This window comes from Anoxybacillus eryuanensis, assembly GCF_051200995.1.
Classification (GTDB): domain Bacteria; phylum Bacillota; class Bacilli; order Bacillales; family Anoxybacillaceae; genus Anoxybacillus; species Anoxybacillus tengchongensis.
The window spans coordinates 40,569-54,315 of the sequence record NZ_JBPODS010000010.1 but is presented as its reverse complement, the minus strand read 5'-3'; the positions used below and the strand labels follow the sequence as shown (position 1 = coordinate 54,315).

Genomic DNA, 13,747 nt, shown 5'->3' with positions numbered 1-13,747 from the left:
GTGACGTCATTGATTCATATCGAACAATTGCGATTAAAATTTCCGGGGGCAGAAAAGCGGTTATTTACCGATGTATCGCTTTCGATTAAAAAAGGAGAAAAAGTGTTACTTTTAGGTCCGTCAGGGTGCGGAAAGTCCACGCTTTTGCAAGTGATGGCAGGCATTATTCCGCGCTCGATCGATGTGCCGATGAAAGCAAAAGCGCTTCACATTCCAAATCGTGTAGGTTATGTATTTCAAGATCCCGATGCGCAGTTTTGCATGCCGTATGTTGATGAAGAAATGGCGTTTGTGCTCGAAAATCTCGGTGTGCCTCGTGCGGAGATGAAAGAAAAAATCGCGCACATGCTTCAACGTGTGCGCCTTCGCCTTCCACACGTTCATGTGCCGATTCAAACGTTATCAGGTGGAATGAAACAGCGATTGGCGATTGCATCGGTTTTAGCGCTTGAACCTGATGTGCTATGTTTAGACGAACCGACAGCACTTCTTGATGAAGAAGGCACAAAAACGGTATGGGAAACGTTAAAAGAAGTGGCGGAGGACCGAACGGTTGTGATCGTCGAACATAAAATTGATCATGTTCTTGATTTTGTTGAACGCATCATTTTATTTAATGAACATGGTGAGATTATCGCTGACGGTTCAACGAATGAAATTTTTTCAACGTATCGTTCGTTTATTGCTGAACAAGGCGTTTGGTATCCGAACGTGTGGGAAACGTATGAAAAGCCAAAAACGGCGCAACAACCTTATGTGCAGGCGGATGTTCTGTTACATGTACAATCGCTCCGCGGTTTTCGACAAAAAGAAGAAAAAATAGCGGTCGACGAGTTAAAGATTTATGCGGGCGAATGGATTGCGATTACAGGTGAAAACGGCGCCGGCAAAAGTACGTTGCTACAAAGCTTGATGAAACTCATTCGAACAGAAGGCGATATATACTGGCAACAACAGCCGTTAACAAATGCCGAGTTGTTGTATGATCACATTGCCTTTGTTTTTCAAAACCCAGAATTTCAATTTATCGCAAATCGTGTTGATGATGAGCTAGCTTATTCGCTTCGTCTTGAAAAACGTTCAGAGCATGAAGTAGCTGAGGAAGTCGAGCGATTGCTTGAGCGCTTTCATTTAAGCGCGCAACGGCATTTGCATCCATATCAATTGTCAATGGGGCAAAAGCGGCGACTAAGTGTTGCCGCTTCAGTAACGGAGCGTCATCGCATATTGCTTCTTGATGAACCGACGTTCGGGCAAGATGCAAAAAATACGTTTGCGTTGCTCGAATGGCTTGAAGCGTATCGACAACAAGGAAAGGCGATTGTCATGGTGACGCACGATGAGCGCATCGTGTCCCAATTTGCAACGAGACGATGGGTTATTGACAACGGAAAGCTTGTTGCTGATGAACCGATCGCTCCTCGTATGTTGGTGCGAGGTGGAATGGGATGAGATGGAATATCGAATATAAAGAAACATGGTTGCATCAAACAAATCCGACAGCGAAATTATTGTTATTTTTGCCGATGTTTGTTGTGATTGTTTTTGTCCATAATCCGAATGTGCTCATCAATTGGACGATTGGGTTTATCGCGTTATTTATGTTGTTTAGCGGTTATCGGATGAAGCATGTACTTTTATTTTTCGTCCCGTTTTTATTTATTTTCATTTCTACGTCGTCGTCGATGATTTTGTTTGGAAAGGGAGAGACGACGTGGTTTCGCTGGGGGCTTGTTCATATTACAGAAGAAAGTTTTTATCGCGGTGTTCATCTCGGATTTCGTACGCTTTTGTTTGCGATTTTTGGGTTAATGTTTGCGCTCACGACAAAGCCCGTTCTTTTATTTTATTCACTCATGCAACAAGCGAAATTGAAACCAAAATATGCGTATAGTTTTTTAGCAGCTGTTCGTTTATTACCGATCATGTTAGAAGAATTTCAAACGGTACATCAAGCGTTAAAAGTGCGGCGAGCGGCAAAAGCGAAAGGATTTCGCGGCAAACTTGAACTCGTGAAACGGTATGCGATTCCGCTTTTATCGCAAAGCATTCGTCGCGCCCAACGTATTGCGGTGGCGATGGAAGCAAAAGGGTTTACGAGTGAGCGGACACGGACGTTTTATTATGAAGTGACGCTCGGAAAATATGATGTGTATTTATTTGTCGTCATGTGTGTCATTGTCGCTGTTGGCTATTACATGGCAGGTGCGTTTCCGTACGTCGCGATCAAGGATGTGCGGTAAGATGAAAGAACTTCATCTCATTTCAACAGGCAATCAGTCGATAGAAACATTTGTTCATATTTCATCGCTCGTTCATTCATATGTCGATTACATTCATGTTCGCGAAAAACATCGTGCGGCAAAAGAGGTTGGCATCATCGTGGAAAAATTGCTTGAAGCAAGTGTGCCGGCGCAAAAAATTGTCGTCAATGATCGGGTGGACGTCGCTGTCGTTTATGGCGTTGGCGGCGTTCAGCTCGCCTATCATAGTTTGTCGGTAAAACAAATTAAAGAACGGTTTCCGTTTTTGCGCGTCGGTCAATCTGTTCATACGTTTGCAGAAGCGAAACAAGCGGAAAACGAAGGAGCCGATTACGTCATTTTCGGTCATATATACGAGACGAACTGTAAAGAAGGAATAAAGCCGCGCGGGCTTACCTCTTTGCAGGAGTTAGCATGTAGTGTGCACATTCCTGTTGTTGCAATTGGGGGCATTAAGCCTATGCACGTTCGCGATGTGTTAACGGCTGGGGCAACGGGGATTGCGGTTATGTCGACAGTATATTATGCCGATCATCCGTTATCGACCGTTCAGTTATATCGAGAGCAAATGGGGGAAGAGACATGGACGTTTTAATTGTTGGCGGAGGCATTATTGGCAGTAGCATTGCTTTTGAGTTAGCAAAAAGAGGAGCACACGTTGTTGTTATTGAACGAGGAGAATTGGCACAAGAAGCATCGTCGGCGGCAGCCGGCATGCTCGGTGCGCACTCTGAGTTTTCGACAGATCATCCGCTCATTCCGCTTGCTTTAGCAAGTCAAGCGGCATTTCCAAACGTTATCGCTGAGTTACAACAGTTAACAAACATCGCTGTCGGATGGAATGAAGCAGGCATGTTAAAAATGGCGACGACGGCGGAAGAGCACCGACAATTGACGGAACATTATGAATTTTGGGGGCGTATTCAACCGCAACACGTTCGTTGGCTAACGTCCGATGACGTGACCCAACTCGAACCGCACGTACGAAGTGAATACGGAGCGATGTATACGATCGATCAACAAGTCGATGCCAAACAGCTTTCCGTTGCTTTCGCGCGTGCAGCGATGGCAAAAGGCGCAACCTTTTTACCGTATACGGAAGCGTATGACGTTGTTTTCGACGGTGAGCGTGTAACGGGAGTGAAAACAACGAGCGGCACGCTACATGCGGAACATATTGTCATCGCTTGCGGAGCATGGACGTCCGCTTTCGCAGAAAAATTACAATTATCGCTACATATGTATCCTGTAAAAGGAGAGTGCATCGCTGTCACGACGGAAACACCGCTTTTGCGGACGACTGTATTTGCAAAAAACGGCTGTTATATCGTTCCGAAAGCAAACAATCGCCTTGTCATCGGGGCTAGCGCAATTGCCGATTCGTTTACGAAAACGGTGCAAGCAAGTAGCGTGCATCATTTACTAGCGCGTGCGATGCAAATCGTTCCAGACATCGCTCATGCCACATTTGAGAAAGCTTGGGCAGGCATTCGCCCACAAACAAAAGATGGCATGCCTTATATCGGGGAGCATCCACAATATGAAAACGTATTCGTTGTGACGGGACATTATCGAAACGGCATTTTATTAAGCGCCATCACAGGCCGATGCGTGAGCGATATGCTAGAAGGAAAAGAAGTTCCATTTGATATGACACCGTTTTCGCTCATAAGAAAGGGGGAGGGGCATGCGTTGCATCATTAACGGTGAGATGATTGACTTGCCAACTCACATTCGTACTGTCGCTCAACTGTTACAATATTTTCGTATTCATGAAAAGATCGCGATCGTTGAAATCAATGCGAACATTATTATGAAAGAGAAATATGAACATACAGCCATTGCAGATGGTGATCGTATTGAAATCGTTCATTTTGTAGGGGGAGGATAATATGTTACAAATCGGACCGTATACATTTCAATCTCGTTTACTGCTTGGGACAGGGAAATTTCCGAACATCGATATTCAAAAAGAAGCGGTTGAAGCGTCAGGAGCACAAATTTTAACGTTTGCCGTTCGGAGAATGAACATTTTTGCGCCTGATCAACCGAATTTTTTAGAAAAAATCGATGTAACGAAATATAAATTGCTACCGAATACAGCGGGGGCAAAAACGGCGGAAGAAGCGGTGCGCATCGCTCGTTTAGCGAAAGCATCTGGACTTTGCGACATGGTGAAAGTGGAAGTGATCGGGTGCGATCAAACGTTGTTGCCTGATCCAATCGAGACGTTAAAAGCAACGGAGATGTTGCTAGAAGAAGGATTTATTGTTTTACCGTATACGTCGGATGATGTCGTGCTAGCGAAACGACTACAACAGCTCGGTTGTCATGCAATTATGCCTGGGGCATCACCGATCGGATCCGGGCAAGGAATTATCAATCCGTTAAACATTCAATTTATTATTGAACAAGCAACCGTTCCTGTCATTATTGATGCAGGCATTGGTGGTCCAGCTGATGCCGCGTTAGCGATGGAGTTAGGTGCTGATGGGGTATTGTTAAATACAGCGGTTGCTTCTGCGAAAGATCCGGTAAAAATGGCGAAAGCGATGAAACTGGCGATTGAAGCGGGGCGGCTAGGATATGAAGCAGGGCGCATTCCGAAAAAGCGGTATGCTACAGCGAGCAGTCCAATTGAGGGGATGAGCATCGTTTCATGAATCGCTACTCACGTCAACAATTGTTCGCGCCAATCGGAGAAAAAGGACAACAATACATTCGTAAAAAACATGTGCTCATTATCGGTGCTGGAGCGCTTGGGGCAGCAAATGCGGAGACGCTTGTACGTGCAGGGGTTGGAAAAGTAACGATTGTTGACCGCGATTATGTCGAATGGAGCAATTTACAGCGCCAACAGCTATATACGGAAGACGATGCGACGAAACGATTGCCGAAAGCGATCGCGGCTTCGGTTCATTTGCAAGAAATCAATAGCGATGTAGTCGTTGAACCGATCGTCGCCGATGCAGATGCACGTGTACTTGACCATCTCGTTGCATGTGAGCGACCGGATGTGATTATTGATAGTACCGACAATTTCGATGTGCGTATGATCATTAACGATATTTCACAAAAGTATGATGTGCCGTGGATTTATGGGGCATGTGTCGGAAGCTATGGATTAAGCTACGTCATTATCCCGAATGAAACGCCGTGTTTACGCTGTTTGCTTGAAGAAGTGCCGCTTGGTGTTGCGACGTGCGATACCGCTGGGATTATTAGTCCTGTCGTTCATATGGTTGTTGCGCATCAAACGGCTGAAGCGTTAAAAATATGCGTGCATGCTCCCGTCAATCGCAAGCTCGTTTCGTTTGATATATGGAACGGACAATATCGGATGATCGATGTGCAAAAGTTAAAAAAAGATAATTGTCCATCGTGTGGTGAAACAAGAACTTATCCAGCTCTCCAATACGAAAATGAAACGAAATTTGCGGTATTGTGCGGACGAGAGACGGTACAAATTCGTCCTGTCCAGCGCAGAGAGCGAGAGTGGACAAGGCTCATGTCCTTTTTACAACAACAAGGAATTCGCGTTGAACAAAATGAATATTTACTTTCATTTACAATTCATCCACATCGTTTTGTCGTCTTTTCAGATGGACGTGTATTTATCCATGGAACAAATGACGTTCAAGAAGCTAAGCGGCTATATTATCAATATTTGGGGTGAAAAGCATGGTATATAAAGCGTTGACGATTGCTGGTTCAGATAGTGGCGGGGGTGCTGGCATTCAAGCGGATTTAAAAACATTCCATCAATTACATGTGTTTGGCATGTCAGCCATTACTGCGGTAACTGCACAAAATACGCTCGGTGTACAAGGAGTATACCCGCTTTCTGTTGAGGCGGTTGAACGACAAATCGATTCCGTTGCGGTCGATTTATCGCCGCATGCAGTGAAAACAGGCATGTTATTTAGCCATGAGATTATCGAATTAGTTGCTCACAAAATGAAGCAATACAAATGGACGCGCGTTGTCGTCGATCCCGTCATGATCGCAAAAGGCGGGGCACCGCTGTTGAAACAAGAAGCGGTGGAAGCGTTGCAACGTCATCTGCTGCCGCTTGCTTACGTATTAACGCCGAATATTCCAGAAGCGGAAGTATTGACAAATATGCGAATTGAAACGGTAGAAGAACGAAAAGAAGCAGCGAAAAAGCTTCATGACATGGGCGTTCGGTACGTTGTTATGAAGGGGGGACATGGAGAAGGAAATGAACTTGTCGACCTTTTATACGACGGAGAACAATTTTATGAATGGAAAAGCAAGCGGATCGATACAAAACATACGCATGGAACCGGCTGCACATTTGCCGCAGCGATTACAGCACAACTTGCAAAAGGAAAAACAATATATGAAGCAGTAGATGTGGCGAAACGTTTCATTCAAGCCGCTGTTGAACAGACGTTGCAAATTGGCAGCGGGCATGGTCCGACGAATCATTGGGCGTTTCATGAGTAAAAAATGTTCACATCATTGACAAACAAAATCGTTCCTACCATTGTTAAAATAAAAATGGGGAATATATTGATGGAGGGGACGGATAAGTGGAAGAACTTTCGATTACGTTAAATATTACGTACGTATTGCTTTTAACTTTTTTTATCGGTACAACGTTGATCGAGTCATAAGAGCGACTGTGCAGATTGCGCAGTCGTTTTCTTTTTCAGTTAAATTTGGTATGATTAACGTATATATTAATCATGACCATTAATTTGATTAGGAGCGTGAATGTTCATTGGGAGATTTGCCTCTGAGTTTAGTTTTTTTACTCATTGTTTTAATTTTATTATCCGCTTTTTTTTCAGCTTCAGAAACAGCATTTTCGAGCGTGAATAAAATTCGTTTGAAAAATTATGTGGATGAAAAACGGCACGGAAGTAAAAAAGCATTATATATTGCAGAAAACTTCGACCAAGCCCTCTCTACTATTTTAGTCGGAAATAATATCGTGAACATTGCTGCGGCTTCTATTTCAGCAAAAGTGGCAACAGATTTGTTTGGTGGCAGCACAGGTCTTGTTGTTAGTACGGTTGGCATGACGATTTTAATTTTAATTTTTGGCGAAGTGTTACCTAAGTCGTTGGCGAAAGAACATGCGGAGTCATTTTCGCTCCTTATTTCCGATGTGCTGTATATGTTAATTCAACTATTTACTCCCGTTACAGCGTTGCTTGTCATGTTAAAAAAACTTGTCTCGAAACTCGTTGGTCATCAATCCGATGTTCCTTCTGTCACAGAAGAAGAAATTAAAGTGATGGTGAACTTAAGTGAAGAAGAAGGGGTAATAGATAATAAAGAGAAAGAACTTGTTCATCGTTCGCTCGATTTTAACGATATTTTAGTTGGTGAAATTTTCACACCGCGCATTGATATGGTTGCAGTAGAAGTGAATCAACCCATCGAAGAAATTCGGGACATTTTTTTACGTGAACGATATTCGCGCGTTCCGGTATACGAAGGGGACATTGATAACGTCATCGGTATTTTATCGGAAAGCGACTTTTTCAGTCAACTTGTGCAAGGAAAAGAAGTAAACGTCCGCCAATTGTTGCGTACGCCGCTATTTGTCGTTGAGTCGATGCGTATATCCACGTTATTGCCTGAATTACAAAAAAGCAAAGTGCATATGGCAATTGTTATCGATGAGTTTGGCGGTACATCTGGGTTAATTACGTTAGAAGATATTTTAGAACAGATTGTTGGAGAAATATGGGATGAACATGATGAAGCGGTAAAAACATTCCAAAAAATTAATGATTACGAATATGAATTTAATGCAGAATTACCGCTTGATGAGTTTTGCGACATTTTAGGCATTGATGAGTTAGAAAGTTCTTCCCATACGCTCGGCGGCTGGGTGTTTGAAATGTTTGAACGCATCCCTACCGTTGGTGAGTCGTTTGAATATGAGTCATTAACAGTCACCGTTCGTCAAGTTGAAAATCGGCGCATTCGAAAAGTGCTCGTTCGCATTCGAGAGCCAATTATGGAAAATGTATAAAAAAGGAGCGATTGCTCCTTTTTTTATTGACATCTGATCAAACTTCTATTACGCTTAATAGGCGTAAAAACCGATAAGAATAATGGGGGTTAGTGTGATGCAAAAGTGGTTTTTGTTGATCGCATTGCTAGTGATCGGGGGATTGCTTGCAGGGTGCGGTCAAAACGAAAAAGAAAATGACTTATTTGCTCAAATCAAAGAAAAAGGGGAATTGAAAATCGGCACGGAAGGAACGTATCCGCCATTTACATTTCATGATGAAACAGGCGAGTTAACAGGATTTGATGTGGAAATTGCCAAAGAAGTAGCGAAACGTCTCGGTGTAAAACCGGTGTTTGTAGAAACGCAATGGGATGCGATGTTTGCTGGTTTAGATGCGAAACGTTTTGATATGGTTGCAAACCAAGTGGGCATTCGTCCAGATCGTCAAGAAAAATACGATTTTTCCGATCCATATATTACGTCAGCAGCTGTTCTTGTCGTCCATAAAGAAAATCAACAATTGAAGTCGTTTGATGATCTGAAAGGAAAAAAAGCAGCGCAATCGATGACGAGTAACTATGCCGATTTAGCTCGCTCATATGGAGCAGAAGTTGTAGGAGTAGAAGGATTTAACCAAGCGATTGAATTGTTAAGTTCCAAACGAGTAGATGCAACGATTAACGATAAATTATCTGTACTTGATTTTCTCAAACAAAAACCGAATGCACCGATTCAAATTGTCGCCACACACGACGATGCTTCTCAAAGCGGTTTGATGTTTCGCAAGGGAAGCGACACGCTTGTTGAAGCTGTAAATAAAGCGTTAAAAGACATGATGGAAGATGGCACGTACGCAAAAATTTCAGAAAAGTGGTTTGGTGAAGATGTATCTAAATAATATGTTAATCGATCCAGAACGGTTAGAAAGATTGACGAATATTGCTGAAAGTTCCCTTCTCCCATTGGTGAAGGGTGCTTTACTATATACGATTCCGTTGTCAGTAGTTACATTTGTCATTGGATTAGCGATCGCGTTGTTAACGGCTTTAGCTCGGCTATCGAGCATGAAATTGTTGCAGTGGACGGCGCGTGCGTATGTGTCTGCTATTCGCGGTACGCCACTTCTTGTGCAATTGTTCATTATTTTTTACGGCTTGCCGACGATCGGAATAACAATTGATCCGTTGCCAGCTGCTATCATTGGCTTTTCATTAAATGTCGGGGCATATGCATCGGAGATTATTCGAGCTGCCATTTTATCGATTCCAAAAGGTCAATGGGAAGCTGCGTATTCACTTGGAATGGACGATGTCCAGACTTTACGTCGCATTATTTTGCCGCAAGCTGCGCGCGTATCTGTTCCACCGTTATCAAATACATTTATTAGCTTAGTCAAGGATACGTCTCTTGCTTCGCTCATTCTTGTGGCGGAAATGTTTCGCAAGGCGCAAGAAATTGCAGCAACAAATTATGAGTTTTTATTACTTTATACAGAAGCTGCGCTCATTTATTGGGTCATTTGTTTTTTCCTTTCCATCGTTCAAGGGAGCATGGAAAAACGCTTAAGCCGCTATGTTGTTCGATAAATGGATAAGGAGAGCTGCGATGTTAGTTGTTGAAGGATTGCGCAAAACGTTTGGAAATCATGAAGTGTTAAAAGGTGTTCATTTAACGGTAAAAAAGGGAGAAGTCGTTGTCATTATCGGTCCATCGGGATCAGGAAAAACGACGTTGTTACGTTGTTTAAACGTATTAGAAATACCTGATGAAGGGACGTTGACGATTGATGACGAGCAACTTCAATTTACAACGAAGCCCTCGAAAAAAGAAATGATTCGCTTTCGTCGATTGACAGGAATGGTGTTTCAAGCGTATAACTTATTTCCGCATATGACTGCGCTTGAAAATGTGATGGAAGGGCCCATTACGGTAAAACGGCTAAAAAAACATGAAGCGAAAGAAAAAGCTGAACAATTGCTTATGAAAGTCGGATTAAAAGATCAAATGCATATGTATCCGTTTCAACTATCAGGTGGGCAACAACAACGCGTCGGTATTGCGCGAGCGCTTGCGATGGAACCGAAAGTATTATTATTTGATGAACCGACTTCAGCATTAGATCCAGAACTTGTTGGTGAAGTGTTAAAAGTGATGAAAGATTTAGCGAACGAAGGAATGACGATGGTCGTTGTGACGCATGAAATGCGCTTTGCGCGCGAAGTGGCTGATGAAGTCATCTTTTTTGATGAAGGGATGATGATTGAGCGCGGTCATCCAGAGCAACTATTTACGAATCCGACACACGAACGGACACGACAGTTTTTGCAACGAATTCAGTAAAACCCCCAAGCGAAGTGCTTGGGGGTTTTTCAGCCATGTTATTTAGTTGTGTAAGATCCACCTAATTGTTGTTGCGCCATTGCAACAAGACGTTTTGTAATTTCGCCACCAACTGAACCGTTTGCGCGTGATGTTGCATCTGGTCCAAGGTTTACACCAAATTCTTGAGCGATTTCATATTTCATTTGATCGATTGCTTGTTGTGCACCGTATACTAATAATTGATTTGTGTTTGCCATATTCAATCATCTCCTCGTTACATTTTTTATGGTTGGGTTAGCTGGATTTGCACCAGCAACGCGTGATGTTTTCACGCTGCCAAACTTGGCTTAACCCATCGAATGTTGTTTGCTTGCTTGTACTACTATTTTGGGGAAAAAACATGTTATTATTCTTTTTTTTATGTGGTAATTTTTTGTGAAGCGGGAAAGATAATGGAAAATAACAAAGTGAGGGATGAACATGGACATTTGTCCGTTATGCAACGGTTTGCGGACAATCGTTTTTTATTGTGATCAATGTGGGGAAAAATTAAAAGACGAAGGAAAATTAACGGATTATTTCGATGATTACAGTCCGTATATGGATGCAGATATGATGAAAATGGTTGATGGATATGCCGAAACGAGAAAATGGCACATTTGTGTTCATTTGTTTCATTGCGATCGTTGTGATGACGATATCGTTCAATTCATTCAAGAATAAAAGCCCGCTCAAGCGAACGGGCTTTTCCATTTATTTCTCGTTATTTGAACGAATGCGCAATTCTGTGTTGACGTCGAAGAAATGGGCTTTATTCATATCTAACGCAAGGTCGATTGTTTGACCTGCTTTGACGTCTGTGCGTGCATCGACGCGCGCAACAAATTCTTGACCGTTAATTTGCGAATATACCATAATTTCTGCACCAAGCAATTCTGCGACTTCGACATGGGCACTCACTTTTGTGTTTTGTGATGCTTCAAGAAATACAGGCTCGTCGTGGAAGTCTTCTGGACGAATACCTAAAATGACTTCTTTTCCAACGTAACCTTGCTCGCGAAGCACTTTCATTTTTCCTTCTGGCACGGCAATTTTCACATCGCCGATAACGAATACACCGTCTTGTAGAATCCCTCGCAAGAAATTCATCGCTGGTGAACCGATAAATCCACCGACGAAAATATTTTCTGGTTTTTCATACACTTCTTTTGGCGTACCGACTTGTTGAATGACTCCGTCTTTCATAACGACAAGGCGCGTTGCCATCGTCATTGCTTCCGTTTGATCGTGTGTAACATAAATGGTTGTTGTGCCTAAACGTTGGTGAAGTTTTGCGATCTCTGCGCGCATTTGGACACGCAATTTGGCATCTAAGTTGGAAAGAGGTTCGTCCATTAAAAACACTTTTGCATCCCGTACAATCGCACGTCCTAATGCAACGCGCTGACGCTGACCGCCAGATAATGCTTTCGGCTTGCGATCTAAATATTGCTCAAGACCGAGAATGCGCGCGGCTTCGCGAACGCGACGATCAATTTCATCTTTTGGGAACTTGCGTAATTTTAATCCAAACGCCATGTTGTCATATACGCTCATATGTGGATAGAGCGCGTAGTTTTGGAACACCATCGCAATGTCGCGATCTTTTGGCGCAACGTCATTCATTCGTTTCCCGTCAATATAAAAATCGCCTTTTGAAATTTCTTCAAGTCCTGCGATCATTCGGAGTGTTGTTGATTTTCCGCAACCTGATGGACCGACGAAAACGATAAATTCTTTATCTTTAATGTGCAAGTTAAAGTCTTTTACAGCTGTTACGTTGTTGTCATAAATTTTATACACATGTTCTAAACGAAGCTCAGCCATATATATGCCTCCTCATGTAATCGATTTCATTTGATTCAAGCATATATAAAAACGAACGACACGTAAATGGACAACGTGCACAAAAAAAGAAAACGTTTTCGTGCAATGTGCCTAGTTGTGTTCATGAAGCAAAATGGCTAAATAAACAGTCAGCGCCCCTTTAAACTGTTTCATATCAATGCCTGTTTTCTCAATAAACTTATCGATGCGATATTGCAAACTGTTGCGGTGCATATGAAGTTTTTTCGCCGCCAGTGAGACGTTTAAATTGCATTCAAAAAACGTTTTCATCGTTCTTAACATGTCGTGCTCTTGTTTGAACGTCTGTAAAAACATCGTTGCATATGTCATCTCCTCACCGCTAATGAACAAAAGAGGGAAGACGTCTTCAATGCAGTAGACGCGTTGGGCAGGGGTATGTTTCAGCCCGATGTGAAAATATCGCTTTTCTGCCGCAAATACATGCGCAAGCGCCAGTGAGTGTGGGCATTTTTGTCCAATATATGCTCGCAACTGAATGTAAAAATCGCTACATAACGTATCAATCCATTCGTGAAGGGTAGAGGCAACGCTCTCTTCTTGTTGCTCAATGATCATCCATTGTTGTTCTGTTTCGGAAATGATCGTCACGTCATAAGGAAAAAGCGATTGAATGGCTTCCATAAAATCATGCGTGTCTACTGTTCCTTTTTGTATGTAAAAGTAAATAAATCGTGTATATGTCGAAGTAGGTAATTGGTCAAAAGCACGTTCATCACCTTGGATCAAAAAACGATACCATGCTTGTTGTTGTTTGTTCATCCAAGTAGTCAACGATTCATGCGGTGTAAATAATGTTGCTAATAGCGCATGTTCTTTTGGTGTGAGCACTTCTTTTTTGATGCCGAAAAGCTCACCATGTTCTGTAGCGAACCACTCGTACTCATCTCGTTTGTTCGCTTGTCCATATTCAACAAACGCATCTTGATAATATGCTCGCAATTTTTCTAGCATGTATGTCCATTCCTTTCGTCTCCCACCACGCCCATTTTCATTATACAAAAAGCGACGAGAAAATGCTCGCCGCTTCATCTTACTTCATGTGGTGGTTGTTCCGCTTGAACATCGCGTGCTTCTTCAATATTTGTTGCGTGATGGCATGAATATACATAACCTCCCGCCATGCCCTCGTTAATCATTCGATCAATATCCCATTCATAATTATCGCGTTCTTTCATTATACATGCCCCCTTATTCGTTATTTTGTATGAACGAGAAAAAAGTATGCATTATTCACTTCGTATTCACATATATTCATGAC

17 protein-coding genes are annotated in these 13,747 nt (G+C 42.6%); 13 read left to right on the top strand and 4 right to left on the bottom strand.

Annotated features, from left to right (window positions below):
• The 12 genes from HNQ84_RS10280 (at window position 1) to HNQ84_RS10225 (ending at window position 10,599) form a co-directional block, all read left to right on the top strand.
• Window positions 1-1,452 carry an ABC transporter ATP-binding protein gene (locus HNQ84_RS10280; protein WP_435622056.1) on the top strand — a complete coding sequence of 484 codons (1,452 nt, stop codon included), beginning with the start codon at window positions 1-3 and terminating at the stop codon, window positions 1,450-1,452.
• Window positions 1,449-2,243 (top strand): energy-coupling factor transporter transmembrane component T family protein, encoded by a 795-nt coding sequence (locus HNQ84_RS10275; RefSeq protein WP_435622055.1) that lies wholly within the window; start codon window positions 1,449-1,451, stop codon window positions 2,241-2,243. Before HNQ84_RS10280 ends, HNQ84_RS10275 begins: the two co-directional genes overlap by 4 nt.
• Before the next feature lies 1 nt (window position 2,244).
• Window positions 2,245-2,859, top strand: a complete 615-nt coding sequence (tenI, locus tag HNQ84_RS10270; protein ID WP_435622054.1) for a thiazole tautomerase TenI — start codon at window positions 2,245-2,247, stop codon at window positions 2,857-2,859.
• The gene (thiO, locus tag HNQ84_RS10265) at window positions 2,847-3,968 is read left to right on the top strand and encodes a glycine oxidase ThiO (protein ID WP_435622053.1); all 1,122 of its coding nucleotides are present in this window, start codon (window positions 2,847-2,849) and stop codon (window positions 3,966-3,968) included. The genes tenI and thiO overlap by 13 nt, the downstream gene beginning before the upstream one ends.
• On the top strand, window positions 3,952-4,155 hold the full coding sequence (gene thiS, locus HNQ84_RS10260; protein WP_435622052.1) for a sulfur carrier protein ThiS: 204 nt from the start codon (window positions 3,952-3,954) through the stop codon (window positions 4,153-4,155). Before thiO ends, thiS begins: the two co-directional genes overlap by 17 nt.
• A 1-nt stretch (window position 4,156) precedes the next feature.
• A complete protein-coding gene (locus tag HNQ84_RS10255) occupies window positions 4,157-4,927 on the top strand; it encodes a thiazole synthase (protein ID WP_435622051.1) in 771 nt (256 codons plus the stop codon).
• Entirely contained in the window at window positions 4,924-5,940 is a 1,017-nt protein-coding gene (locus HNQ84_RS10250) for a MoeB/ThiF family adenylyltransferase (protein ID WP_435622050.1), read from the top strand. Before HNQ84_RS10255 ends, HNQ84_RS10250 begins: the two co-directional genes overlap by 4 nt.
• Window positions 5,941-5,945: 5 nt before the next feature.
• A complete protein-coding gene (gene thiD, locus HNQ84_RS10245; protein WP_435622049.1) occupies window positions 5,946-6,734 on the top strand; it encodes a bifunctional hydroxymethylpyrimidine kinase/phosphomethylpyrimidine kinase in 789 nt (262 codons plus the stop codon).
• A gap of 277 nt (window positions 6,735-7,011) precedes the next feature.
• Window positions 7,012-8,277 (top strand): hemolysin family protein, encoded by a 1,266-nt coding sequence (locus HNQ84_RS10240; RefSeq protein ID WP_183248329.1) that lies wholly within the window; start codon window positions 7,012-7,014, stop codon window positions 8,275-8,277.
• 97 nt (window positions 8,278-8,374) lie between these two features.
• Window positions 8,375-9,157, top strand: coding sequence for an amino acid ABC transporter substrate-binding protein (locus tag HNQ84_RS10235; protein ID WP_183248331.1), 783 nt, complete (start codon window positions 8,375-8,377; stop codon window positions 9,155-9,157).
• Window positions 9,144-9,845, top strand: coding sequence for an amino acid ABC transporter permease (locus HNQ84_RS10230; RefSeq protein ID WP_435622048.1), 702 nt, complete (start codon window positions 9,144-9,146; stop codon window positions 9,843-9,845). Before HNQ84_RS10235 ends, HNQ84_RS10230 begins: the two co-directional genes overlap by 14 nt.
• A 19-nt stretch (window positions 9,846-9,864) precedes the next feature.
• The gene (locus tag HNQ84_RS10225) at window positions 9,865-10,599 is read left to right on the top strand and encodes an amino acid ABC transporter ATP-binding protein (RefSeq protein WP_429631216.1); all 735 of its coding nucleotides are present in this window, start codon (window positions 9,865-9,867) and stop codon (window positions 10,597-10,599) included.
• Window positions 10,600-10,637: 38 nt separating this feature from the next.
• On the opposite strand, the gene HNQ84_RS10220 is transcribed toward HNQ84_RS10225, so the two are convergent.
• Window positions 10,638-10,838 carry an alpha/beta-type small acid-soluble spore protein gene (locus HNQ84_RS10220; protein WP_003395655.1) on the bottom strand — a complete coding sequence of 67 codons (201 nt, stop codon included), beginning with the start codon at window positions 10,836-10,838 and terminating at the stop codon, window positions 10,638-10,640.
• Between the two features lie 223 nt (window positions 10,839-11,061).
• Between HNQ84_RS10220 and HNQ84_RS10215 the strand changes: the two genes are divergently transcribed.
• On the top strand, window positions 11,062-11,304 hold the full coding sequence (locus HNQ84_RS10215; RefSeq protein WP_435622047.1) for a hypothetical protein: 243 nt from the start codon (window positions 11,062-11,064) through the stop codon (window positions 11,302-11,304).
• Window positions 11,305-11,334: 30 nt separating this feature from the next.
• Here HNQ84_RS10215 and HNQ84_RS10210 read toward each other — a convergent pair whose 3' ends face one another.
• The 3 genes from HNQ84_RS10210 to HNQ84_RS10200 all read right to left on the bottom strand — a co-directional run bounded on the left by HNQ84_RS10210 (window position 11,335) and on the right by HNQ84_RS10200 (window position 13,664).
• Window positions 11,335-12,447 carry an ABC transporter ATP-binding protein gene (locus HNQ84_RS10210; protein WP_435622046.1) on the bottom strand — a complete coding sequence of 371 codons (1,113 nt, stop codon included), beginning with the start codon at window positions 12,445-12,447 and terminating at the stop codon, window positions 11,335-11,337.
• Window positions 12,448-12,558: 111 nt separating this feature from the next.
• Entirely contained in the window at window positions 12,559-13,440 is an 882-nt protein-coding gene (locus HNQ84_RS10205) for a PucR family transcriptional regulator (RefSeq protein ID WP_435622045.1), read from the bottom strand.
• Between the two features lie 74 nt (window positions 13,441-13,514).
• On the bottom strand, window positions 13,515-13,664 hold the full coding sequence (locus tag HNQ84_RS10200) for a hypothetical protein (RefSeq protein WP_183240682.1): 150 nt from the start codon (window positions 13,662-13,664) through the stop codon (window positions 13,515-13,517).
• Window positions 13,665-13,747: the final 83 nt, after the last annotated feature.